Here is a 22,783-nt window from a genome sequence, read left to right as displayed (position 1 = left end):
GCTCCGCGCACCGTCGAGGCTCACGCGACCGCGGTTAGGATCGTCGCATGGTCACCCGCCCCGGTGAGCCCGCGGGCGGCTCCTCCTCCCGGAGCAGCGACGACGATGCGCCCCGACGCGTCCGCCTCGGGATCCTCGACGATCACGAGCTCCTCCGCGACAGCATGAGCAGCTGGATCGCGGCGCACGCCGCGGACTTCGAGCTCGTCGTCAGCGCGGGCACCTGGCTCGACCTGGTGACGAGCACGGTGTTCCCCACGCAGCTCGTGATCATGGACTTCGAGCTGCGCGAGCCGATCTCGATCGAGGCGCGGATCCGCACGTGCCGTGCGGCGGGGGCGACGGTCGTCGTGCTCTCCGAGCGCGAGGACGACGAGACCCGGGAGCGCTCGCTCCGGGCCGGTGCCGCCGGGCATCTCACCAAGTCGCAGCCGATGCGCGAGGTCATGGAGAGCGCGCGAGCGGCGATGCGGATGCGCTCCGACGCCGGCACGGCGAGTCAGTGGCGCCCCCTCCCGATCGGCATCGCCGCCCTCCAGCGCCCGCGACTGAGCGCCGGCGAGCTCGAGGCGCTGCGCCTCTACGTCGCGGGAGCGAGCACCCCCGAGGTCGCGGCCCGGATGAACGTGCAGTTCGAGACGGCGAAGACCTACCTGCGCCGCGTCCGTCAGAAGTACGTCAAGATCGGACGTCCGGCGAGTCGGCGGGCCGAGCTGATCCGTCGTGCCGCCGAGGACGGATTCCTCGAGTGATCATCCGGATGCGGCTCCGGCCGGCGCGAGAGATCTGAGGGGTCCGATGGCCAAGCTGTACTTCCGGTACGGGGCGATGAACAGCGGCAAGAGCACCTCCCTGCTCCAGGCCGCCTTCAACTACGAGGAGCGCGGGCACCGCGTGCTGCTGGCGAAGCCGGCCGTCGACACCAAGGGCGACGAGCTCATCGTGTCGCGACTCGGCGTCACCCGTCCGGTGGACATCCTCTTCCACCCCGGCGAGGATCCCGTCGCCGTCTTCAGCGCGGCGCGCGCCCGGGTCCTCGCGGAATCGGCGCGCGACGTCAGCGCGCTGCTCGTCGACGAGGCGCAGTTCCTCGCCGAGGAGCACGTCGACGATCTGCTGCGGATCGCGATCCTCGAGAACGTGCCGGTCCTCGCGTACGGGATCCGGACCGACTTCAGAACCGCCGCTTTCCCCGGAAGCAGGCGGCTCCTCGAGATCGCGCACAGCCTCGAAGAGCTCAAGACGATCTGCCGGTGCGGTCGCAAGGCCATCTTCAACGGCCGTGTCGTCGACGGCCGGTTCGTCTTCGACGGCGACCAGGTGGCGATCGACGGGGTCGAGGTCGGCTACGAGGCGCTCTGCGGCTCGTGCTATCTGCAGGAGAGTCGCGGCCGACTCCGAGGGTAGAGTGTCGAGGATCCGTCGCGTCTGCGATACCCACCGGAAACGAGGATGTGGGTAGCCTTGCGGGCGTGACATCACCGGAAACGGAAGAACGCCTTTCGAAGCAGCAGGAGAGGTCGACGCAGCACGAGAGGTCAGGGGGATCGATGACGGCGCAGGGGATCACGCCGAAGCGCCGTCCGTCGTGGGAGCAGGACTACCGGCGCCGGCTCCTCCTCACCGATGTCATCGCCATCGTCGTCTCGGTCTTCGGCACGCAGCTCGTCTGGTTCGACCTCGACCTCAACTCCGACGTCGGCTTCAACAACCCGGTCGACATCGCGATCAACTACACGTGGGTCTCGGTCGTCCTGTCGGTCGCCTGGCTGCTCGCCCTGCAGGTCTTCGACACCCGCGACCGCCGCATCGTCGGCACCGGGTACGTCGAGTACCGCCGCATCGTGGACGCCTCCATCTGGCTCTTCGGCATCGTCGCGATCATCGCCTACCTCCTGCAGATCCTGCTGGCGCGCGGCTACATCATCACCGCCTTCCCCTTCGGCATCCTCCTCATCTGCGTGGGCCGGCTGGGCTGGCGCTCCTGGCTCACCCGGCAGCGCCGCGACGGCCGCTTCGCGAACCAGGTCGTGCTGCTCGGCTCCCGCGCGAGCGTGCTGCACACCGCACGCGAACTCCGCCGCGGGACCGAGGCCGGCTACAAGCTCGTCGGCGCGGTGTCGACGTCGCCGGGCGGCGCCGACGCGCTCCGCACCGAGGACGAGCTGTCGGGGCTCGCGCTGCACGGCTTCACCGGCATCGACGGCGTCCGCGCCGTCATGGACGCCACGGGGGCCGACACGGTCGTGGTCACGAGCTCCGACGAACTGGCGCCGCAGCGCATCCGCGAGCTGAGCTGGACGCTCGAGCCCGGTCGCGAGCACCTGGTCGTGGCGCCGAGCCTCACCGACATCGGCGGCCCGCGCATCCACACCCGTCCGGTGGCGGGCCTGCCGCTGATCCACGTCGAGACCCCGAGGTTCGACGGCCGCCAGCGCTTCGCGAAGCGCCTCTTCGACATCGCCGCGTCCACGATGCTCATCATCCTCAGCGCGCCCGTCCTCGTCGTCGTGGCGATCCTGGTCAAGGCGACGAGCCCCGGGCCGATCCTGTTCCGGCAGGAGCGCATCGGCCTGAACGGCGCGACGTTCGAGATGCTCAAGTTCCGCTCGATGGTCGTCGACGCCGAGGCCCGCCTCGCCGAGCTCGCGGCCCAGCAGCGCGACGAGGGCAACTCGATCCTCTTCAAGATGGCCAAGGACCCGCGCGTCACGAAGGTCGGCACCGTGCTGCGCCGCTTCAGCCTCGACGAGCTGCCGCAGTTCCTCAACGTCTTCCGCGGCGACATGTCCCTGATCGGGCCGCGGCCGCCGCTGGCGCGCGAGGTCGAGCAGTACGAGGAGCACGTGCACCGCCGCTTCCTGATGAAGCCCGGCATCACCGGTCTCTGGCAGGTCAGCGGCCGCTCGAACCTCTCGTGGGAGGACACCGTCCGCCTCGACCTCTACTACGTCGAGAACTGGTCGATGACGGGCGACCTCATCATCCTCTTCAAGACCGCGCGCGCCGTCCTCGCGCGGGACGGAGCATATTGATCGGCACCACCGACCCGGCACCGACCATGCGCAGCATGTCGGTCACGATCCTCGAGGTCCCCTTCCGGGTCGACCTCGGTCCCGGTCTCGACGACGGCGACGTGGAGCGGATCGTCGCGAGCTGGTCCTCCTGCGCCGCCGCTCCCGACCCGTCGGCGCTGATCGTGGACGCCGACGTCGTGTCCGACGGCTCCCCGCGGCCGATGTCGGGGATCCGCGTGCACACCCGGTCGGTCGAGCAGCTGGAGGAGTCCCTGACCTCGACCCTCACGGTCGAGGCGATCGGGGCCCGCCGCCACGACCTGCTGATGCTGCACGCCTGCGGTCTGGCGGCCGACGACGGCCGGGTCCTCGCCCTCGTCGCGGCCTCCGGGACCGGCAAGACCACGATCGCGCGCACGCTCGGCACCCGCTTCGGCTACGTGACGGACGAGACGGTCGGGGTGACTCCCGACGGACGCGTGCTGCCCTATCCGAAGCCGCTCTCGGTCAAGCCGCTGACCGGGTCGGCGCCCAAGGCGCAGCTCGCACCCGACTCCCTCGGTCTCCGGCCGATGCCCGAGGCGCCGCTCGTCCTCGCCGGCGTCGTGCTGCTCGATCGGCGCGACGGCGTCGAGACCCCGTTCCTCGAGGCCGTCGAGCCCCTCGACGCGATCGACCTGCTCGTGCCGCAGACCTCCTACCTGTCCGCGCGACCGCGTGCCCTCTCCGCTCTCGTGCAGACGCTGCGGGAGCTCGGGGGAGTCTCGCGACTCGTCTACTCGGAGGCGACCGCGGCGGTCGACCTGATCACCGCCGCGTTCTCCTCGGAGAGACCGGCCGCCCCCGACTCGTGGAGCGAGATCGTCCCGCTCGATCTCCGCACTCCCGACGGAGGGTCGAGCGGCCTCGTCGTCCGCGCGCCGGCCGACGACGCGCTCGCACTACCGGCCGGCCGGCTCCTCGTCTTCTGCGAGAACCGCCTGGTGCGGCTCGAGGGGATCGGGCCGGCCATCTGGCTCCTCGCGGGTGAGGCGATCCCCGCGGGCGACCTGGTCGATGCCGTGGTCGAGGCGGTCGGTCCGGCTCCGGCCGGGGTCGATCCTCGAGAGGCCGTGGACGCCGCCCTGCTCGAGCTGTCGGCTCTCGGAGTCATCACGACGACCAGCTCTGCGCCCGCCCCTGACGGGGTGCACGCATGACGTGCCTGGAAACAGCCCCGATACACCCCTGTGCAACAATTCGAGAGCTGTTCGTCTCCGACGCCTGCACACCGATCCGAACCAGTGAAGGAACCTGACACTGTGGAACTTAGAGACGTCCTCCGACTTCTCCGCGATCACTGGCTGGCGATCGTCGCAGCGATCCTCCTCGGCACTCTCGTCGCCTTCGGCTGGTCGCTGACCCAGAAGCCGCGCTACGTCGCCGAGTCGACGGGGACCGTGTCGGTCGCCGTCTCCGGGGGAGACCCGAGTCAGGCCGTCTACCTGCAGCAGATCGCCCTGACCGTCGCGAACTCGAGCCTCAAGGGCTACCTGCCGATCGCGACCTCCCGCGACGTGGCCGACATCGCGATCCAGAACCTCGGCCTCGACGTGAGCCCGGCGTCCCTGATCTCGGCGATCACCGTCACGTCCGAGACGGATGCGCCCGTGATGACCGTCACGGCCAGCGCCTCCACGGCCGACGGCGCCCAGAAGCTCGCCGACGCCTGGGTGTCGGCCATCGCGACGCGCATCCAGCAGGTCAACGAGGAGACGGGCGTCGGCGACACCGTCACCCTCAACGTCGTCCAGGAGGCGTCGCTCCCCTCGTCGCCGGCGTACCCCAACCTCCGCCTCGTCCTCGCGATCGGCGCCCTCGCGGGCCTCGTGCTCGGGCTGGTCTACGCCTTCGTGCGCAACACGCTCGACCGCCGCATCCGCACCGCCGAGATGGTCGAGCGCCTGTTCGACCTCCCCGTGGTCGGCACCCTGCCCGTCGACAAGCGCCTGAGCGAGACCAACCGCATCGTCCCCGAGGCCGACACGACCGACTACGTGAAGTCCGACGGCAAGCACGCCCTGGCCGAGGCGCTGCGCGAGCTGCGGACGAACCTGCAGTTCATGAACGTCGACAGCCCGCCGCGCATCATCGTCGTGACGAGCCCGCTGCCCTCCGACGGCAAGTCGACCGTGACCGCCAACCTCGCGGTGACCCTCGCGGCGTCCGGCCAGCGCACGGTCGTCGTCGACGGCGACCTCCGCAAGCCCACCGTCGCCAAGTCGTTCGGTCTCGTGCCGGGAGTCGGTCTCACCGATCTGCTGATCGGCAAGGCCGAGCTGCAGGACGTCCTGCAGCCGTGGGGGCCGTCTGGCAACCTGTGGATCCTCGGCGCCGGGTCGATCCCGCCCAACCCGAGCGAGCTGCTCGGCTCCAACGGGATGGACATCCTCCTGCACGAGATCGCCCGCGAGGCGATCGTGCTGGTCGACGCTCCGCCCCTCCTGCCCGTCACCGACGGCGCGATCCTCACCGCCCGGACCGACGGCGCGCTCGTCGTCATCTCGGCGGGCAGGACCACCACCGACGAGCTGGGCCGAGCGATCCAGAACCTCGAGCGGGTCAGCGGTCACACCCTCGGCGTGATCCTCAACCGCGTGCCGCCGCGCGGGCAGGTCGGCCGCGGCTACGGCTACTACTACACGAGCTACTACGGCTCGGAGCGCGCGGGCGCGCGGGTCGAGCCGGCGACCTCCCCCGAGCCGAGCACCGTCTGAGCGGCCGGAGATGACGTTCCCCGGGGACGACGGCTCCCGGCGCGCACGACGCGGTCGGCAGCGGGTGGAGTCGGTCCTCGGGGCCGGCGCGCCCGTGTTCACGATCCTCTCCGTCTGCACCGGGAACATCTGCCGGTCGCCGATGTCGGAGCAGCTGCTGCGTGCGGCGCTGGGTGCGGAGGAGTCGCCCCGGGGTGGACCGCTCTTCGCCTTCCGCAGTGCAGGCCTCGAGACGAGGGACGGCTACGCGATGGACCCGACCTCGGCCCGCTTCTCGGCCGAGTACGGAGGCGACCCGGCCGCGCACTCGAGCGCCCGCCTCGTCGAGGCGCGGGCGACCGAGGCCGACGTCGTGCTCACCATGACGCGCGAGCAGCTGATCGACGCCGCCCGCCGATTCCCGACGACCTTGCTCCGCGGCTTCACGCTGCTCGAATTCGCCCGGGTGCTGCCGTTCGTCGTCGCCGAGGTCCCGCTGCCCGTGATCGACGACCCCGCGGCGCGACTGCGGGCGGTCGTGCGGCTGGCGGCGACGCATCGAGGCCGCGCGCCCGGGGGTGAGCGCGGCGACGACATCGACGATCCCATCGGTCGCAGCGAGACCACCCACGCGAGGGTCGCCGCCGAGATCGCCGCTGCCGTCTCCAGCGTGTCGCGCGATCTGAGAGCATTGGCGCGGTGACGATGCCGAGCACGGCTCGCCGTGACCGTTCCCGCGGGTCGCCGTCGCCCCTCTCGTCGCTGCCGCGACACCCCTCGACCACCGTACGGAGAATCCCCTTGAAGCTTGGAGAAGCACTGTGAAGCTTTCTGTCATCGGCTGCGGCTACCTCGGCGCCGTCCACGCGGCGGCGATGGCCGAGCTCGGCCACGACGTCATCGGCATCGACGTCGACCAGTCCAAGATCGATGCTCTGGCCGCCGGCACCGCCCCCTTCTTCGAGCCCGGGCTGCCCGAGCTGCTGTCCGCCGGCGTCGCCTCGGGCCGCCTGCGCTTCTCGACGAACACGGCCGACGCGGCCGGTGCCGCCGTGCACTTCGTCGCCGTCGGCACGCCCCAGAAGAAGGGCGAGAACGCCGCCGACATGACCTACGTCGACGCGGCCATCGACGGTCTCCTCCCGTACCTGAGCGCCGACTCCCTGGTGGTCGGGAAGTCGACCGTGCCGGTCGGCACCGCGTCCCGCCTCGCCGAGAAGGTCGAGGCGACCGGCGCCACGCTGGCGTGGAACCCCGAGTTCCTGCGCGAGGGCTTCGCCGTCCAGGACACCATCAGCCCCGACCGCCTCGTCTACGGCGTGCCGGCCGGAGACGCGGGAGCGGCCGCCAAGGCGACGCTCGACGAGGTCTACGCCACCGCCCTCGCCGCCGACACCCCGCTCGTCGTGACCGACTACGCGACCGCTGAGCTGGTCAAGGTCTCGGCGAACGCCTTCCTGGCGACCAAGATCTCGTTCATCAACGCGATCGCCGAGATCGCCGAGGTCACGGGAGCGGACGTGACGCAGCTCGCCGACGCGATCGGCTTCGACGCGCGCATCGGCCGCCGCTTCCTCAACGCCGGCATCGGCTTCGGCGGCGGCTGCCTCCCCAAGGACATCCGCGCCTTCGCGGCCCGCGCCGACGAGCTGGGCGTGGGGGAGTCGGTGGCGTTCCTCAAGGAGGTCGACGCCATCAACCTGCGCCGCCGTCAGCGCGTGGTCGACCTCGTCACCGAGGGCCTCGGCGGCTCGGTCTCGGGCAAGCGGATCGCCGTGCTCGGTCTGGCGTTCAAGCCGGAGTCGGACGACATCCGCGACTCGCCGTCACTCGACGTCGCCGCGCGCCTGCACGACCTCGGCGCCACGGTCATCGCCACCGATCCCGAGGCCATCGCCAACGCGCAGCGCAAGTACCCCGACATCTCCTACACGACCGACATCGACGAGGCGCTCAGCGGTGCCGACGCCGTGCTCGTCGTGACGGAGTGGAAGCAGTTCCGGGCGATCGACCCGGTCGCCGCGGGCGAGGCGGTCGCGCAGCGCCTCGTCGTCGACGGTCGCAACTGCCTCGACCCGGCCGCCTGGCGTGCCGCAGGCTGGGAGTACCGCGGCCTCGGCCGCTGAGACCCGGTCACCGACCGCCGAGGGCGGTCACTGATCACCGACGACGCCGGAGGAGCTGCGGAGCGGGATGTGCGCGAAAGCGAGATCCGACTCCGCCGCCCTCCGGCGTTCTCGTGCCGTGAGCCAGGCGCGGAGGACGATCCCGGCGGCGGCGCCGAGCGTCGCCCCGAGCGTGTTCATCAGCACGTCCTGCGTGCTCGAGTAGCGGGCCGACAGCAGGAGCAGCTGCGCCGTCTCGATCGCCGTGCTGGTCGCGGCCGCGAGCACGATCGCCAGCCAGGCCCACCGTGCGCGCAGCAGCAGCGCGCCGAGGAGGCCGAACGGCACGAAGAGCAGCACGTTGGCGCCCGACTCGATCACCCCGTAGTCGATCCAGCCGAGGCCGCGCCGGCCGAGCCAGGCGATCAGGCGGGCCAGGACGCCGGTGAAGGAGGCGTCGACCGGGGTCGGCCAGAACACGATCGCCGTGAGCGCGGCCAGGTAGAGCGCGCCGACGACGACGATGAGGCGGGTGAGGGACCGGGGCACGGTGCCTCCTCTCGGCAGCGGGGAGGGCGGTCGGCGGCGACGGGATCACCAGTCTGACGTCTCAGCCCGGGCGCGGGCGGCCCGGGGCCGGCATCGGCGCGCCACGTGACCCGGGACGGCTGTCTCCGGGAACGGCGATGCCGGGGAACGTCGAGACCTGAGACGACGAGGCCCGGAAACGACGGAACCCGGCCGGATCGATGATCCTGGCCGGGTTCCTCACCGGTCGGGGTAGCGGGATTCGAACCCACGACCTCCTCGTCCCGAACGAGGCGCGCTACCAAGCTGCGCCACACCCCGGTGGACTCGAGCGGCAGAACCGCTCACGAGCCTCGACAATGATAGCCGATTTCTCCGGGGTCGCCGCACACCGGGCGACGGCCCCGACCCGGGTCAGCTCACCGGCTCCAGAGTCAGGAGGGTCGCCTCGGGTCGGCAGGCGAAGCGCATCGGCGCGTAGATCGAGGTGCCCAGCCCGGCCGAGACGTTGAGGCGCGCGCTCCGACGGCCGTTGTGCCAGGTGCTGAAGCCCGCCACCTTGTCGCGGGGGATGTCGCAGTTCGTGACGAGGGCGCCGAAGCCGGGGACGCAGAGCTGACCGCCGTGCGTGTGGCCGGCGAGGATGAGATCCGCTCCCCGGGTCACGAAGTCGTCGAGGATGCGCTGGTAGGGAGCGTGGGCGACGCCGATGCTGATCTCGGCAGCCCCGTCCTCGGAGGCGCGCAGCTCGTCCACGGCGCCGGCCACGACGTCGATCCGGTCGAGCCCGATGTGGGGGTCGTCGACGCCGAAGAACTCGACGCGGGTGCCTCGGATCGTCAGGTTCTCGGCCCGGTTGTTCAGGTCGGTCCAGCCGAGCGAGTCGGTGAAGAATCCGGTCAGGGCGTCGGTGTCGAGGTCGGCCTGGTTCGGCTTCGGGTTCTTCGACGGACCGCGGAAGTAGCGCAGGGGGTTCTTCACCCGCGGGCCGAAGTAGTCGTTCGAGCCGTGCACGAAGACGCCGGGGATGCCGGCGAAGGGCTCGAGGGCGCGGCGGACGCCGAGGACGCCGTCGCGGTGGCCGAGGTTGTCACCGGTGTCGACGATCAGGTCGGGGGCGAGCGAGGCGAGCGAGCGGATCCACTCCTGCTTCTTCGACTGCCACGGAGCCATGTGCAGGTCGGAGAGGTGCAGGATGCGCAGCGGCGGTGCGCCGGCGGGCAGGACGGGCGCCGAGACCCGGCGGAGGGTGAACATCGTCCGTTCGATGCCGATGCCCCAGACGGCTGCGGCGCTGCCGACAGCGGCGACGGTCGCGAGTGCGGTGGTCAGGGGACGTCGGCTCATGGGTCCTTCTCTCGACGGGGCGGGGGTCCATTCTGCCGGACGGCGCCGAACGGCCGGCGCCGGGCGAGTCGGCCTCAGCCTCCTGGCGGTGGTGTGGCGGGCCCGGCGCTGATCTGCAGCGTGATCGCGGAGCCCCGCGACACCCTGGACCCGGCGGGCGGGTTGGTCTGCGCGACGGTGCCGGCGGGGCGGTCGGAGGGGACCCGGTTCGGGTCGACCGTGACAGTGAAACCGAGACCCTTCAGGCGCGCGGTCGCCGCGGCCGGGCTCTGGCCGGTCACCTCGGGCACCGCCTCCTGGGGTGCCTCGACCAGCGAGCGCTCGGGGGCGGGGAAGGCGGAGCCTCCGTACCGCGCGTCGGCGACCCGCATGATCCGCGGCCAGATCTGGTGGCGCACCTGGCCGGCGTTCACGCCGTTGAGCCGGAAGCCGCGCATCGAGGTCAGTCCCGAGACGTTGCCGACCCAGGTCGCGGTCGCCACCTCGGTGCTCGCACCGACCATCCAGGTGTGCAGCGCGTCGTCGGTCGTTCCGGTCTTGCCGATGTGGGGGATGCCGGTCTTCGGGTTCGAGGGCGTGCCGGTACCGCCCGTCATCACCTGCTGCAGGGCGAAGCCGGCGGTCGCGGCGACCTGCTCCGACATGCCCTGCGTGCACTCGGAGGCCGGCGGTGCGACATCCGCGCCGGCCCGGTCGACGATCCGGTCGATCGCGATCGGGGAGCACACGGTGCCCTTGTTCGCGAAGCCGGCGAAGGCGGTGGCCATGGTGAGCGGGGCGATCTCGTTGGTGCCGAGGATCGTCGGGGCGAGCTTCTGCAGCTCCGTCCCGTCGGCGCGGTGCACGCCCATCGCCAGTGCGGTGTTGCGGATCCCGCAGAGGTCGAGCTGCTGCGCCATCGCCGCGAAGGAGGTGTTGATCGAGCCGGTCGTCGCCTGGAGCGCGGTGGTGACGCCTCCGTTGCCGCCCTCGTCGTTGCCCGGGTTCCACGATTCGCCGTAGTAGACGCCGTCGGGCTCGCAGCTGTCGCGGAAGGTCGTGTAGGCGCGGCGGGTCCCGTCGACGCTCTCGCCGAGCGAGCGGCCCTCCTGCAGCCACTCGGCGAGGGTGAACACCTTGTAGGTCGAGCCCACCTGGAAGCCGGAGGAGCCGCCGTAGCCGAAGTCGGTGCTGTAGTTGACGCTGGTGTAGTTGGCGCCCGAGACGTCGGGGTCGTTCGAGTAGTCCTTGTTCTGCGTCATCGCGAGGATCCGGCCGGTGCCGACCTCGACCGACACGCTCGCGCTGCCGATGTTGACGGTCGCCATCGACTTCGGGACCCAGGCGTCGGTCGCCGCGACGGCGGCCGCCTGCAGCTCGCTGTCGAGGGTGGTGTAGATCTGGTACCCGCCGCGCTTGAAGGTGGCGTCGCGCTCGTCCTGGCTCGCACCGAACGCGTCGTCGTTCTTGATCACCCAGGTCACGTAGTCGCAGAAGAATGCCGAGATGCCGGCGGTCTGGCATCCGGTGCTCGGCTCGGTGATGACGGGGGAGACGGGAGTGGCGGCGGCCTCGGCGATCTGCTCGGGGGTGACCTTCGACTCGAGCCCCATGCGGCCGAGGATGTAGTTGCGCCGGTCGAGCGTCACGGGGTAGCCCGCCGCGGCGGGGTTCGCCTCGTCGGCCGGGCGGTCGAAGCGGAACTTCTCGGGGTTGTTGACGATGGCGACCAGGGCGGCCGACTGGGCGAGCGACAGGTCGCGGGCGCTGATCCCGAAGTAGTACTTCGAGGCCGCCTCGATGCCGTACACCGTGCCTCCGAAGAGCGCGATGTTGAGGTAGCCCAGCAGGATGTCGTTCTTCGGGTACTCCTTCTCGAGCCCGATGGCGAGCCGCATCTCGGCGACCTTGCGCTCCGGCGTCGTCTCGGTGGCCTCGCGGTACGCGGCGTCGCGCTCGATCGGGTCGGACAGCGCCTCGGCCTTCTGCACGAGCACGTTCTTGACGTACTGCTGGGTGATGGAGGAGCCGCCCTGCACGTTCCCGCCCATGGCGGTCGTCGCGGCGGCGCGCACCGTGCCCAGCAGGTCGATGCCGCCGTGCTCGTAGAAGCGCGGGTCCTCGGAGGCGACCACCGCGTCCTTCACGAACGGCGAGATGTCGTCCCAGCCCACCTCGACGCGGTTCTGCGCGTAGAACGAGGCGAGCAGCACATCGCCGCCGTTCGCGTCCTTCGCGTAGACGTTGCTCTTCTCGGCCAGCGTGCCGATCTCGAGGTACTCGGGGAGGTTGTCGAACATCTCGACGGTGTTGTTCGCGGCCATGCCGCCGAGGGCGATCGCCGGCGTGATCGACGCGGCGACGAGCACCCCCGCGATGACGCTCATGGCGACGATCCCGATGAGTCCGCCGACAGCGCCTCCGACCGACTTGACGACCCTGGTACCGCGCGCCCCCGACATAGAATCAGCGTAGTCGCCGCACTCGGACGCCTCGCCGCGGCCTGTCCGCCGTGCGGGCCCGATCCGCGCACCTTTCACGATCCGCGCACCTTTCACGGTCTGCGCACCGTTCACTCGAGGAGAGCCATGTCCGTCCCCCGCTGGGAGTACGTCACCACGCCGCTGATGATCCACAACACCACGGCGATCCTGAACACCTGGGGATCGGAGGGCTGGGAGCTCGTGCAGGTCGTCACCGGCCCCGAGGGCGGGCTCGTCGCCTACCTCAAGCGCCCGATCGCCGAGGCCGGCGCGTGATCGCGGAGCGTCTCGCCGAGCTCGGCATCGAGCTCCCCGCCGTCGCGACTCCCGCCGGCGCCTACGTGCCCGCGGTCGTCACCGGCTCGCTCGTCTTCACCGCGGGCCAGGTCCCCTTCGTCGACGGCGCGCTGCCGGCGACGGGCAAGGTCGGCGACGGCGTCTCGCCCGAGGTCGCGAAGGATCTCGCTCGCGTCTGCGCGCTGAACGCGCTCGCCGCGGTGGCCGAGGTGCTCGGCTCGCTCGATCGCGTGACGCAGATCGTCAAGATGACCGGCTTCGTCGCCTCCGCGTCGGGCTTCACCGGGCAGCCCGGCGTGATCAACGGGGCCTCGGAGGTGCTCGGCGAGATCTTCGGCGAGGCGGGCAAGCACGCGCGCTCGGCCGTCGGCGTCGCTGAGCTGCCGCTCGGCGCTCCCGTCGAGGTCGAGCTGATCGTCGCCTTCGCCTGACGACCGTCCGCCCCGTTCGGCAGCTCCCGCCCCCTCCGGTTCGCCGGAGGGGGCGGGGAGCGTCGAACGGATCCAGGACGCGGGCCGTCAGTCGGCCGTGACGGCCGAGGCGATCACCGACATGACCTGCGTGTCGGCGAGCGTCGTGGTGTCGCCGACGGCCCGACCCTCCGCGACGTCGCGCAGCAGCCGGCGCATGATCTTGCCCGAGCGCGTCTTCGGCAGCTCCTGCACGATGAAGATCCGCTTGGGCCTCGCGATCGCGCCGATGTGCTCGGCGACGTGCGCCTTCAGCGTCGCCTCGAGCTCGTCGTGGCCGGCGGCGAGGGCCTCGGCCTGACTGGCTTTCGCGATCACGAAGGCCACCACGGCCTGGCCGGTCGTCTCGTCCGCCGCGCCCACGACCGCCGCCTCGGCGACGACGGGGTGCGAGACGAGCGCCGACTCGATCTCGGCGGTCGAGAGGCGGTGCCCCGAGATGTTCATCACGTCGTCGACGCGGCCGAGCAGCCACAGGTCGCCGTCGCGATCGCGGCGGGCGCCGTCTCCGGCGAAGTACCGGCCGGGGAACTTCGACCAGTAGGTCTCGACGTAGCGCTCCGGGTCGCCCCAGATGCCGCGGAGCATCGACGGCCACGGCTCCGTGATGACGAGGAGTCCGCCCGAGTCGGCGCCGACCGGCCGCCCCTTCTCGTCGACGACGTCGATCGAGATCCCGGGGACGGGCACCTGGGCGGAGCCCGGCTTGAGCGTGGTGACCCCGGGGAGCGGCGAGACCATGATCGCGCCGGTCTCGGTCTGCCACCAGGTGTCGACGATGGGGGTGCGGCCGCCGCCGATGACGTCGCGGTACCAGACCCACGCCTCCGGGTTGATGGGCTCGCCGACCGAGCCGAGCAGCCGGAGGCTCGAGAGGTCGAAGCGCTGCGGGATCTGCCGGCCGAGCTTCATGAAGGAGCGGATCGCGGTGGGGGCGGCGTAGAGGATGCTGACGCCGTGCTTCTCGATGATCTCCCACCAGCGCCCGGTGTGCGGGGTGTCGGGGGTGCCCTCGTACATGACCTGGGTGGCGCCGTTGCTGAGCGGGCCGTAGACGACGTAGCTGTGCCCGGTGATCCAGCCGACGTCGGCGGTGGACCAGTAGACGTCGCTCTCGGGCCGCAGGTCGAAGACCGCGCGGTGCGTGTACGCGACCTGGGTGAGGTAGCCGCCGCTCGTGTGCAGGATCCCCTTCGGCTTCCCCGTGGTCCCGCTCGTGTAGAGGATGAAGAGGGGCTGCTCGGCCGGGAACGCGCGTGCCACGTGGTCGGCGTCGACGGTCGGCATCTCCTCGTGCCACCAGAGGTCGCGGCCCTCGCTCCACGCGACGGAGTTGCCGCCGCGGCGGACGACGAGGACGTGCTCGACACTCGATCCGCCGCCCTCCAGGGCGAGGGCGGCGTCGACGGCGGGCTTGAGCGGGAAGACCGAGCCCTTGCGCCAGCCGCCGTCGGCGGTGATGACGAGCTTCGCCTCCGCGTCGTCGATGCGGGCGCGCAGGCTCTCGGCGCTGAAGCCGCCGAAGACGACGGAGTGGATCGCACCCAGTCGGGCCACGGCGAGCATCGCGATGACCGCCTCCGGGATCATCGGGAGGTAGATCGCGACCCGATCGCCGGCGCGGACGCCGAGGCTGGTGAGGAGATTGGCGGCGCGCTTCACCTCGGCGGTGAGCTCGGAGTAGGTGAGCGAGCGGCTGTCGCCGGGCTCGCCCTCCCAGTGGATCGCGACGCGGTCGCCGTGGCCGGCGAGGACGTGGCGGTCGAGGCAGTTGTAGGCGACGTTCAGCTCGCCGTCGTCGAACCACTTCGCGAACGGAGGGTCGCTCCAGTCGAGGGTGCGGGTGAAGGGGCGGTGCCAGTGCAGCAGCTCGCGGCTCTGCTCGGCCCAGAAGCCGAGCCGATCGGCTGCGGCCCGCTCGTACAGCGCCTCGGTGGCGACGGCGTCGGCGGCGAACCCGGCGGGCGGCGGGAAGCGGCGCGCCTCGTGCAGGAGGTTGTCGATGGCCTGCGATGCGGCGGCTCCGACGTCGTCGAGGCCCTCCGCGTCGTCGGGGCCCCGAGTGTCGTCGAGTGGAGAGGACATCTGCGATTCGCTCCTTCGCGAGTGCACCGTTCGCCGACCGCGCGGTCGACCTCGACCACCGTAGCGCCAGGGTCCGACGCCGCGAGCGCGGCCCCCGAACCTGGCAGTGGGGCCGGTTTCGGATAAGAGTTCGCCGGGAACGCCGATCGGGCTTGGCGAAACGGGCGGGGTCACGTACTCTTTCATACGGCCGAATGAAAGTTCGGTCTCAGCGGCGCAAGTGATTCCCCCCAATCCCGCGCCGCCGAGGCGGCACCTGTTCCCCCCAATGGGTGCCGCCCCCTTCTTCCTCCGACGGACTGTCGCTCGAGCACCGGCGCTCGCGGCACGAGCCGGACGCCTCCACAGGGCGTCCTCGTCGCGTCCGTCCACCGATCGACGGGGGAGCGTGCCGCGGCTTCCCGTGCGCCCCTAGCGTTCCGGCATGACCGCTGACTTCGTGCCCCGTGTGCCCGCCGCCTACCGCCGGGACGACCCGTCTCCGGGCGGTGGGAGCGATGCGTTCCAGCGGCCGGTCCGGCCGGGAGCCGCGGCGCTCGGCCTCCTCGCACCGTACGCGGCCGATCCGGCCGTCACCGATCTGTTCGTCAACGGCGGCTCCGGGCTCTGGATCGATCGGGGGAGGGGTGCGGTCCGCGATCCGGCCTGGACTCTCGACGCCGCAGGGACGCGGCGCCTGGCTGTCTCGCTGGTCGCGGCGGGCGGGCGGCACGTCGACGAGGCGAGTCCCTGCGTCGATGTCCGCCTCCGGCACGGCGTCCGCGTGCACGTCGTGCTCCCGCCGATCGCCACCGGCGGGACCCTCATCTCGGTCCGGGTGCCCCGCGCCGACGCCTGGACCCTCGACGAGCTGCACGCCTCGGGGATGCTCGACGAGCCGGGCAGGCAGCTCCTCCGCGGCGCGGTCGACGCGCGCTGGAACCTGTTGATCTCGGGGGCGGGCGGGTCGGGCAAGACCACCCTCCTCGGCGCGCTCCTCGGCTTCGCGCCGCCGCACGAGCGCATCATCGCGATCGAGGACGTCGGCGAGCTGCGTCCCGCGCACCCGCACTTCGTCGCCCTCGAGTCGAGGCAGCCGAACCTGGAGGGAGCCGGCGCGATCGGTCTCGACCGCCTCGTCCGCGAGGCGCTGCGGATGCGTCCCGATCGTCTCGTCCTCGGCGAGTGCCGCGGGGTCGAGCTGCGGGAGCTGCTCTCGGCGCTGAACACCGGGCACGACGGCGGGGCGGGCACGCTCCATGCGAACTCCCTCGCCGACGTGCCCGCCCGGCTCGAGGCGCTCGGCGCCCTCGCGGGGATGGGGCAGGAGGCGATCGCCCGCCAGACGGTGAGTGCGATCGATCTTGTGCTGCACCTCGAGCGGAGCGACGGGAGGCGGCGCCTGGCGTCGTGGGGCCGGTTCGCTCTCGACCCGGGCGGCCGGCTGCGGATCGAGGAGGGCGCTCTGCCGCGCCGCTCGAGGTCGGCGGCGTGAGGCGGCAGGACGGGCTCGACGAGGTCGCCGCCGTCGTCCACCGCCTCGCCGTCCTGCTCTCGTCGGGAGTGGCGCCCGGGTCGGCGTTCGAGCATCTGGCGTCGTCGGCGATGTCGACCGCGCCCGGAGCCGCGGGGCGACGCCGACTCCTGCGTGCCGTCGCGCTCGATGCGGCGCGCGGGGAGGACGTGACCGCGGCGATCCTCCGCGGCCCGCCGGCCTCGCGAGGGCGCCGCCAGCGACGTCGGAGGCGGGACGGGGAAGAGGAGGCGGGGTGGGCGGCGCTCGCCGCGGCCTGGCGCGTGGCGACCGATTCGGGAGCGCCGATCGCCGCGGCCCTCGGCGAGCTGGCGGAGTCGCTGCGCGAGCTCGCCAGGGCGCGGCGCGACATCGACGTCGCGCTCGCCGGGCCCGCCGCGACCGGACGCGTCGTGAGCGCCCTGCCTCTGGTGGCCCTCGGCTTCGGCAGCCTGCTCGGCTTCGACGTCGCAGGAGTGCTGGTCGGCACGGCCCCGGGTCTCGTCTGCCTCGGTGGCGGCGGCGTGCTGATGCTCGCCGCTCAGCTGTGGACCAGGCGCCTCGTCCGGGGTGCGGATCCCGGCGACCCGGCGCCCGGGCTGGCACTCGATCTGCTCGCGGTCGCTCTGGCGGGCGGCGGAGCGGTCGACCGCGCCCGCGAGCACGTCGTGTCGGCGCTCGCCGAGTGCGGGCTCGGTGCCGGTCCGCGGGCGCTCGAGGGCGCCGATCCGGTGCTGGCCCTGTCGTCGGCCGCGGGAGTGCCCGCCGGTCGTCTGCTGCGGAGCGAGGCGGCACTGACGCGGGTGCGCGCGGCGGGGCGGGCGAGGGAGCGCGCGGCGAGACTCGGCGTGACCCTGATGCTCCCGCTCGGGGTGTGCGTGCTGCCGGCGTTCCTCCTGCTCGGGGTGGCGCCGCTCGTGATCTCGGTGCTGCTGTCGACGTTCGCGGTCGAGGCGTGAGGGTGGCGTCGCCGCCCTCCACAGGAACCTCGCGTCGAGGTTCTGCACCGTTCCGCTGTCCTCCGACCCGGGGGTGCGCGGACTCGGCGATCCTCGAGGGACGGGGCGAACGGGGCGGAGATGGAGCGGACTCTGATGGACGGAACTCGGGTGGAGCAGGTCGGAAGGAACGGGGCGGGTAGAGAGGGAGGCGGCGATCGGGCGGGCAGTGCGGTCGCACGACGGTGGCAGGGCCCGTGTACGCCGTCGGGCGGACGAGGAAGCGGTGGGCTCCTCGCCCACCTCGCCGACGAGGAGGGGTCGGCCACCGCCGAGTACGCGATCGCGACCATGGCCGCGGTGGGATTCGCCGGTCTCCTCGTGGTGATCCTCAAGGGCGACGAGGTGCGCGGGATCCTCACCGACCTGGTGACGCGGGCGCTCACCTCGGGCGGATGAGAGCCGCGCGCGGTGTCCTGCGTCGCCTGGCCGCGGCGGAGGGATCGGCGACCGCGGAGTTCGCGGTCGTCCTCCCCGCCGTGGTGGTCGTGCTCGCGCTGTGCCTGGGGTCGGTGGCGGCGTCGGCCCAGTACGTCCGGCTGGTCGACGCCGCGGCGGACGGCGCGCGATCGGCCGCGCGGGGCGACGACGCCGCCGTCCCCGTGGGGCGCATCGACGCCGGAGCGTCCGTCGCGGTCGCGGAGGAGGGCGGGCTCGTCTGCGTGAGCGTGGCGGCGAGTCTCCGGCCGCTGCCCGCGGTCACCGTGCCGGTCGCGGTCCGCTCGTGCGCCCTCGGGGGCGGACAGTGACGGCCGTCGTCGCCGGGCCGGGAGAGGAGGGGTCCGCTGCGGTCGTCGCGATCTCGGTGGTGGCGGCGACGGTGCTCGTCACGGCGGCCGTCCTGGGCGGCTGCGGTGCGGTGGTCGCGCACCAGCGCGCCGTGGCCGCGGCCGACGGGGCGGCGCTCGCGGCGGCCGACACCGCCTCCGGCCTGGTCGCGGGGGAGCCGTGCGCCGCGGCCGCACTGGTCGCGGCAGCGGGTGGTGCCGAGGTCACGGGGTGCGCGCTCGACGCAGGCGTGGCGACCGTCGAGGTCGCGATCACCGTAGGGCCACTGACGCTCCCGGCGCGGTCGCGTGCGGGACCACCGCCGTGACCCGCGGGGATCAGTCGGAGCTGAGCCGCTGGTACCGGTAGGCGGCGGCGGTCGGGAGGGAGCCCGACCCCTCGTCGTGCTCCAGCGCACCGGAGTAGAGGTACACGTAGTGGGATCCGGCTCGGGGCCCCGGGATCGCGAGTCTCGCGGCGGGGGTCGACGCGCCGTCGTAGCTGCGCCGGAGGGTCTTGCCCTCGAGCGGTCCGTCGACGAGCTTCGCGGTGTAGGCGGCGGTGGAAGGGGACGAGGTCGTGTGCGTCATTGCCATGCCCCTCATCATGCGCCGATCGGTGCTCGCCGTCACCAGCGGCGTGCATCCGGCACGGTCGACGTTCACGCTGCTCGATGCCCGCTCCCAGCCTCCGGGCAGACGCCGGCGGGGAGTGACGCCCGGAGTCAGTGTGTATGGTGTGGCTGTCGGGCGCCCGAAGCCGACAGTGAACCCGGAGTCGGCACCGTCCCAGCGGACGGCGACCGGCTGCACGGTCGTCTCAGCGGTCGCCGCGCACCGCCTCCCCGAAGCAGGGGACCCGTCGGACTCACCTGTCAGTCCGACCGACAGCATCAATCGAGGAGAACTGTGTCCGGCACGAAGAAGCTGGTGATCGTCGAGTCTCCGGCGAAGGCCAAGACCATCGCCCAGTACCTGGGCGACGGGTACGAGGTGCTCGCCTCAGTCGGCCACATCCGCGACCTCATCGAGCCCAAGAACCTGCCGCCGGAGCTCAAGAAGGGCCCGCTGGGCAAGTTCTCGGTCGACGTCGACAACGGCTTCGAGCCCTACTACGTCGTCTCGGACCAGAAGAAGAAGACGGTCGCCGACCTCAAGCGCGCGCTCAAGAACGCCGACGAGCTCTACCTCGCCACAGATGAGGACCGCGAGGGCGAGGCCATCGCGTGGCACCTCCTCGACGAGCTCAAGCCCAAGGTCCCCGTGCACCGCATGGTCTTCCACGAGATCACCAAGGACGCCATCCAGAAGGCGCGCGAGAACACCCGCGACATCGACACCTCCCTCGTCGACGCCCAGGAGACCCGCCGGATCCTCGACCGCCTCTACGGGTACGAGATCTCGCCGGTGCTGTGGCGCAAGGTGGGCCCGGGCCTCTCGGCCGGCCGCGTGCAGTCCGCTGCGACCCGGCTCGTCGTCGACCGCGAGCGCGAGCGCCTCGCCTTCGTGTCGGCGAGCTACTGGGATCTGGCCACCGTGCTCGCCCCCGAGTCCGACGCCTCGGCGGCGTTCGACGCCCGCCTGGCGCGCCTGGACGGCAAGCGCGTCGGAAGCGGCCGCGACTTCGACGACCGCGGACAGCTCAAGGGCGACGTGACCGTCCTCGACGAGGCGTCCGCCGCCTCCCTCGCCGACGCACTGCGCGACTCCGCCACCACGGTGCGCGTCTCGAACCTCGAGTCCAAGCCCTACTCCCGTCGTCCCGCGGCCCCGTTCACCACGTCGACGCTCCAGCAGGAGGCGGCGCGCAAGCTCCGCTTCTCGGCCCGGCAGACGATGAGCGTCGCGCAGTCGCTCTACGAGAACGGCTTCATCACCTACATGAGGACGGACTCGCCGAACCTCTCGCAGCAGGCGCTCAACGCCGCCCGCTCGCAGGCGACCGCGCTCTACGGCGCCGAGACGGTGCCCGACAAGCCGCGGATGTACTCGGGCAAGAACAAGAGCGCCCAGGAGGCGCACGAGGCTATCCGCCCCGCCGGCGAGACGTTCCGCACGCCCGACCAGCTGTCGGGAACGCTGCGCGGCAACGACCTGCGCCTCTACGAGCTCATCTGGAAGCGCACCGTCGCCTCGCAGATGGCCGATGCCAAGGGCTCCACCGCGACGGTGACCCTCGAGGCGCACCCGGCCGGGGACACCGCCACCGTCGCCGAGTTCACCGCCTCCGGAACGGTCATCACCTTCCGCGGTTTCCTCCTCGCCTACGAGGAGGGTCGCGACGAGGAGCGCCACGGCGCCCGCGACGACAAGGACGCGAAGCTCCCCGTGCTCGAGGTCGGCCAGAGCCTGGTCGTCACCGACGTCGAGGCGAAGGGCCACGAGACCTCGCCGCCCCCGCGCTACACCGAGGCGAGCCTCGTCAAGTCGCTCGAAGAGCTGGGGATCGGGCGCCCCTCGACCTACGCATCGATCATCTCGACCATCGTCGACCGCGGCTACGTCACCCCGCGCGGGACCGCGCTCGTCCCGAACTGGATCGCCTTCTCGGTGGTCCGCCTGCTCGAGGACTTCTTCTCGGACCTCGTCGAGTACGACTTCACCGCCGAGATGGAGGGCGACCTCGACAAGATCGCCGGCGGCGAGGAGGACCGGGTCGGCTGGCTCAACCGCTTCTACTTCGGCGGCGGCACGCACCCCGGCCTCCGCCACGTCGTCGACAACCTGGGCGAGATCGATGCGAAGAGCATCAACTCCATCAGGATCACCGACGACATCACCCTGCGGATCGGCAAGTACGGCCCCTACCTCGAGGTCGCCGAGGAGGAGGGGCAGGAGACGCCCCGCCGCGTGAACCTCCCGCTCGAGCTCGCCCCCGACGAGCTCACTCCCGCCAAGGCGCAGGAGCTGATCGACGCGCCGGTCCAGACCGACCGCGTCCTCGGCAGCAACCCCGACACCGGCAAGACCGTCGTGGTGAAGGACGGCCGCTTCGGTCCGTACGTGACCGAGACCGACCCCGAGCCCGACACGGCCGCCGATCCCGCGACGGGCGAGGTCGTCGAGCCCGCCCCCGCGAAGCGCGGCGCGAAGAAGCCGGCGGTCGTCAAGCCGCGCACCTCCTCCCTGTTCAAGTCGATGGACGTCGCGTCGATCGACCTCGCGACGGCTCTCCGCCTGCTCGACCTGCCCCGCACGGTCGGTGAGGACCCGGAGTCGGGCGAGCCGATCACGGCGCAGAACGGGCGCTACGGTCCCTACCTCAAGAAGGGGACCGACAGCCGGTCGCTCACCAGCGAGGACCAGATCTTCGAGGTCGACCTCGCGACCGCCCTCGAGGTGTTCGCGGAGCCCAAGTACGGCGCCCGCAAGGCGTCGAGCGCGCTCAAGGAGTTCGACGCGGATCCGGTCAGCGGCAAGCCGATCCGTATCCGCGACGGCCGGTTCGGCGCCTACGTGACCGACGGCGAGACGAACGTCACGATCCCCAAGACGCAGACGATCGAGGAGATCGACTTCGAGCAGGCGGTCCAGATGCTCGCCGACAAGCGCGCGAAGGGACCGGCGAAGAAGGCCCCGGTCAAGCGGGCTCCCGCGAAGAAGCCCGCCGCGAAGACCACCGCGGCGAAGGCTCCTGCCGCGAAGACGACTGCGGCCAAGACGACGGCGGCCAAGACGACAGCGGCGAAGACCACCGCGGCCAAGACGACGGCGGCCAAGACCACCGCGGCGAAGACCACAACCGCCAAGGCCCCCGCCGCGCGCACGACCGCCAGGAAGCCGGCAGCGAAGAAGCCGGCGGAGACGACGGGCGCGACGGAGTCGTGACCGGGCTGTTCGTCACCCTCGAGGGCGGGGACGGAGCGGGCAAGACCACGCAGGCCCGGCTGCTCGAGGAGTGGCTGGGCTCGCGGGGTCGCGCCGTCGTGCGCACCCGGGAGCCCGGCGGCACCGAGGTGGGCGTGCAGATCCGCGAGATCGTCCTGCACCACCGCGGCGAGATCGATCCGCGCGCCGAGGCCCTGCTCTACGCCGCCGACCGCGCACAGCACATCGGAACCCTGGTCCGCCCGGCACTCGAGCGCGGCGACGTGGTGATCCAGGACCGCTACATCGACTCCTCCGTCGCCTACCAGGGCGCCGGACGCGTGCTCGACGCGGGCGAGGTCCGCACGCTGTCGGAGTGGGCGACCCACGATCTGCGTCCCGATCTGACGGTGCTCCTCGACCTCGACCCCGCGGCGGCCCGGACGAGGCTCGACGCCGCCCGCACCCGCTTCGATCGGCTCGAGGCCGAGAAGGAGGAGTTCCACGAGCGGGTGCGCCGCGCCTTCCTCGCGATCGCCGAAGCCGATCCCGCGCGGTTCCTGGTCGTCGACGCGAGTCTGGCGATCGAGCAGATCGCCGAGTCGGTCCGCGAGCGCGTCGCCGGGCTGCTCGACGATCGGCCCGCTGTCAGTGCTCGCGGCTAGCCTGATCC

At 71.9% G+C, this 22,783-nt stretch carries 21 protein-coding genes and 1 tRNA gene; 16 read left to right on the top strand and 6 right to left on the bottom strand.

All coding sequences use genetic code 11. The features are described 5' to 3' along the window. The first annotated feature begins 47 nt into the window (after positions 1 to 47). The 7 genes from GRS92_RS14460 (at position 48) to GRS92_RS14430 (ending at position 7,878) form a co-directional block, all read left to right on the top strand. Complete coding sequence (locus tag GRS92_RS14460) at positions 48 to 752, top strand: DNA-binding response regulator (RefSeq protein ID WP_159857591.1); 705 nt, start codon at positions 48 to 50, stop codon at positions 750 to 752. 46 nt (positions 753 to 798) lie between these two features. Next, positions 799 to 1,407 carry a thymidine kinase gene (locus GRS92_RS14455; protein ID WP_159857590.1) on the top strand — a complete coding sequence of 203 codons (609 nt, stop codon included), beginning with the start codon at positions 799 to 801 and terminating at the stop codon, positions 1,405 to 1,407. A gap of 143 nt (positions 1,408 to 1,550) precedes the next feature. Next, the gene (locus tag GRS92_RS14450; protein ID WP_159857588.1) at positions 1,551 to 3,035 is read left to right on the top strand and encodes a sugar transferase; all 1,485 of its coding nucleotides are present in this window, start codon (positions 1,551 to 1,553) and stop codon (positions 3,033 to 3,035) included. Positions 3,036 to 3,070: 35 nt separating this feature from the next. Then, the gene (locus tag GRS92_RS14445) at positions 3,071 to 4,216 is read left to right on the top strand and encodes a hypothetical protein (RefSeq protein ID WP_159857578.1); all 1,146 of its coding nucleotides are present in this window, start codon (positions 3,071 to 3,073) and stop codon (positions 4,214 to 4,216) included. Positions 4,217 to 4,318: 102 nt separating this feature from the next. Continuing rightward, entirely contained in the window at positions 4,319 to 5,773 is a 1,455-nt protein-coding gene (locus tag GRS92_RS14440; protein WP_159857576.1) for a polysaccharide biosynthesis tyrosine autokinase, read from the top strand. Positions 5,774 to 5,783: 10 nt separating this feature from the next. Further along, positions 5,784 to 6,455: an arsenate reductase/protein-tyrosine-phosphatase family protein gene (locus tag GRS92_RS14435; protein ID WP_159857574.1), complete on the top strand. Its 672-nt coding sequence runs from the start codon at positions 5,784 to 5,786 to the stop codon at positions 6,453 to 6,455. 118 nt (positions 6,456 to 6,573) lie between these two features. Then, the gene (locus GRS92_RS14430; RefSeq protein ID WP_159857572.1) at positions 6,574 to 7,878 is read left to right on the top strand and encodes a UDP-glucose dehydrogenase family protein; all 1,305 of its coding nucleotides are present in this window, start codon (positions 6,574 to 6,576) and stop codon (positions 7,876 to 7,878) included. A 27-nt stretch (positions 7,879 to 7,905) separates the two neighbouring features. Here GRS92_RS14430 and GRS92_RS14425 read toward each other — a convergent pair whose 3' ends face one another. The 4 genes from GRS92_RS14425 to GRS92_RS14410 form a co-directional block, all read right to left on the bottom strand. Further along, positions 7,906 to 8,406, bottom strand: a complete 501-nt coding sequence (locus GRS92_RS14425) for a VanZ family protein (protein ID WP_159857570.1) — start codon at positions 8,404 to 8,406, stop codon at positions 7,906 to 7,908. A 226-nt stretch (positions 8,407 to 8,632) separates the two neighbouring features. Further along, positions 8,633 to 8,706, bottom strand: a tRNA-Pro gene (locus GRS92_RS14420). 93 nt (positions 8,707 to 8,799) lie between these two features. Beyond that, the gene (locus GRS92_RS14415) at positions 8,800 to 9,732 is read right to left on the bottom strand and encodes a metallophosphoesterase (protein ID WP_159857568.1); all 933 of its coding nucleotides are present in this window, start codon (positions 9,730 to 9,732) and stop codon (positions 8,800 to 8,802) included. Positions 9,733 to 9,806: 74 nt separating this feature from the next. Continuing rightward, positions 9,807 to 12,173: a penicillin-binding protein gene (locus tag GRS92_RS14410; RefSeq protein ID WP_159857566.1), complete on the bottom strand. Its 2,367-nt coding sequence runs from the start codon at positions 12,171 to 12,173 to the stop codon at positions 9,807 to 9,809. A gap of 126 nt (positions 12,174 to 12,299) precedes the next feature. On the opposite strand from GRS92_RS14410, the gene GRS92_RS18890 reads away from it, so the two are divergent. Both GRS92_RS18890 and GRS92_RS14405 read left to right on the top strand, forming a co-directional pair. Next, positions 12,300 to 12,470: a hypothetical protein gene (locus tag GRS92_RS18890; RefSeq protein ID WP_167305276.1), complete on the top strand. Its 171-nt coding sequence runs from the start codon at positions 12,300 to 12,302 to the stop codon at positions 12,468 to 12,470. Beyond that, positions 12,467 to 12,922: a RidA family protein gene (locus tag GRS92_RS14405; protein ID WP_204162057.1), complete on the top strand. Its 456-nt coding sequence runs from the start codon at positions 12,467 to 12,469 to the stop codon at positions 12,920 to 12,922. The genes GRS92_RS18890 and GRS92_RS14405 overlap by 4 nt, the downstream gene beginning before the upstream one ends. An 87-nt stretch (positions 12,923 to 13,009) precedes the next feature. Here the strand turns inward: GRS92_RS14405 and acs are convergent, their stop codons facing one another. Continuing rightward, the gene (acs, locus tag GRS92_RS14400; RefSeq protein WP_159857564.1) at positions 13,010 to 15,046 is read right to left on the bottom strand and encodes an acetate--CoA ligase; all 2,037 of its coding nucleotides are present in this window, start codon (positions 15,044 to 15,046) and stop codon (positions 13,010 to 13,012) included. Positions 15,047 to 15,470: 424 nt separating this feature from the next. Between acs and GRS92_RS14395 the strand changes: the two genes are divergently transcribed. The 5 genes from GRS92_RS14395 to GRS92_RS14375 all read left to right on the top strand — a co-directional run bounded on the left by GRS92_RS14395 (position 15,471) and on the right by GRS92_RS14375 (position 18,632). Continuing rightward, positions 15,471 to 16,520 carry a TadA family conjugal transfer-associated ATPase gene (locus GRS92_RS14395; RefSeq protein ID WP_159857562.1) on the top strand — a complete coding sequence of 350 codons (1,050 nt, stop codon included), beginning with the start codon at positions 15,471 to 15,473 and terminating at the stop codon, positions 16,518 to 16,520. After that, on the top strand, positions 16,517 to 17,497 hold the full coding sequence (locus tag GRS92_RS14390; protein WP_159857560.1) for a type II secretion system F family protein: 981 nt from the start codon (positions 16,517 to 16,519) through the stop codon (positions 17,495 to 17,497). The genes GRS92_RS14395 and GRS92_RS14390 overlap by 4 nt, the downstream gene beginning before the upstream one ends. A gap of 135 nt (positions 17,498 to 17,632) precedes the next feature. Next, positions 17,633 to 17,935: a DUF4244 domain-containing protein gene (locus GRS92_RS14385; protein WP_159857558.1), complete on the top strand. Its 303-nt coding sequence runs from the start codon at positions 17,633 to 17,635 to the stop codon at positions 17,933 to 17,935. After that, entirely contained in the window at positions 17,932 to 18,285 is a 354-nt protein-coding gene (locus tag GRS92_RS14380) for a TadE family type IV pilus minor pilin (protein WP_159857556.1), read from the top strand. The genes GRS92_RS14385 and GRS92_RS14380 overlap by 4 nt, the downstream gene beginning before the upstream one ends. Beyond that, a complete protein-coding gene (locus GRS92_RS14375) occupies positions 18,282 to 18,632 on the top strand; it encodes an Rv3654c family TadE-like protein (RefSeq protein ID WP_159857554.1) in 351 nt (116 codons plus the stop codon). The genes GRS92_RS14380 and GRS92_RS14375 overlap by 4 nt, the downstream gene beginning before the upstream one ends. Positions 18,633 to 18,642: 10 nt before the next feature. On the opposite strand, the gene GRS92_RS14370 is transcribed toward GRS92_RS14375, so the two are convergent. Next, the gene (locus GRS92_RS14370; RefSeq protein WP_159857630.1) at positions 18,643 to 18,894 is read right to left on the bottom strand and encodes a hypothetical protein; all 252 of its coding nucleotides are present in this window, start codon (positions 18,892 to 18,894) and stop codon (positions 18,643 to 18,645) included. 318 nt (positions 18,895 to 19,212) lie between these two features. On the opposite strand from GRS92_RS14370, the gene topA reads away from it, so the two are divergent. Both topA and tmk read left to right on the top strand, forming a co-directional pair. Beyond that, positions 19,213 to 22,131 (top strand): type I DNA topoisomerase, encoded by a 2,919-nt coding sequence (gene topA / locus GRS92_RS14365; RefSeq protein WP_159857552.1) that lies wholly within the window; start codon positions 19,213 to 19,215, stop codon positions 22,129 to 22,131. After that, the gene (gene tmk / locus GRS92_RS14360) at positions 22,128 to 22,775 is read left to right on the top strand and encodes a dTMP kinase (protein ID WP_159857550.1); all 648 of its coding nucleotides are present in this window, start codon (positions 22,128 to 22,130) and stop codon (positions 22,773 to 22,775) included. The genes topA and tmk overlap by 4 nt, the downstream gene beginning before the upstream one ends. Positions 22,776 to 22,783 lie beyond the last annotated feature (8 nt).

The organism is Rathayibacter sp. VKM Ac-2754 (genome assembly GCF_009807095.1).
Classification (GTDB): domain Bacteria; phylum Actinomycetota; class Actinomycetes; order Actinomycetales; family Microbacteriaceae; genus Rathayibacter.
This window is presented reverse-complemented; position numbering and strand designations above follow the sequence as displayed.

Bases quoted from the DNA above. Each gene is read 5' to 3' on its own strand.
- GRS92_RS14370 (WP_159857630.1), bottom strand. From the start codon at position 18,894: ATGACGCACACGACCTCGTCCCCTTCCACCGCCGCCTACACCGCGAAG.
- GRS92_RS14455 (WP_159857590.1), top strand. From the start codon at position 799: ATGGCCAAGCTGTACTTCCGGTACGGGGCGATGAACAGCGGCAAGAGC.
- GRS92_RS14410 (WP_159857566.1), bottom strand. From the start codon at position 12,173: ATGTCGGGGGCGCGCGGTACCAGGGTCGTCAAGTCGGTCGGAGGCGCT.
- GRS92_RS14385 (WP_159857558.1), top strand. From the start codon at position 17,633: ATGGACGGAACTCGGGTGGAGCAGGTCGGAAGGAACGGGGCGGGTAGA.
- GRS92_RS18890 (WP_167305276.1), top strand. From the start codon at position 12,300: ATGTCCGTCCCCCGCTGGGAGTACGTCACCACGCCGCTGATGATCCAC.
- GRS92_RS14415 (WP_159857568.1), bottom strand. From the start codon at position 9,732: ATGAGCCGACGTCCCCTGACCACCGCACTCGCGACCGTCGCCGCTGTC.
- GRS92_RS14445 (WP_159857578.1), top strand. From the start codon at position 3,071: ATGTCGGTCACGATCCTCGAGGTCCCCTTCCGGGTCGACCTCGGTCCC.
- GRS92_RS14380 (WP_159857556.1), top strand. From the start codon at position 17,932: ATGAGAGCCGCGCGCGGTGTCCTGCGTCGCCTGGCCGCGGCGGAGGGA.
- acs (WP_159857564.1), bottom strand. From the start codon at position 15,046: ATGTCCTCTCCACTCGACGACACTCGGGGCCCCGACGACGCGGAGGGC.
- GRS92_RS14395 (WP_159857562.1), top strand. From the start codon at position 15,471: ATGACCGCTGACTTCGTGCCCCGTGTGCCCGCCGCCTACCGCCGGGAC.
- GRS92_RS14460 (WP_159857591.1), top strand. From the start codon at position 48: ATGGTCACCCGCCCCGGTGAGCCCGCGGGCGGCTCCTCCTCCCGGAGC.
- GRS92_RS14450 (WP_159857588.1), top strand. From the start codon at position 1,551: ATGACGGCGCAGGGGATCACGCCGAAGCGCCGTCCGTCGTGGGAGCAG.
- GRS92_RS14435 (WP_159857574.1), top strand. From the start codon at position 5,784: ATGACGTTCCCCGGGGACGACGGCTCCCGGCGCGCACGACGCGGTCGG.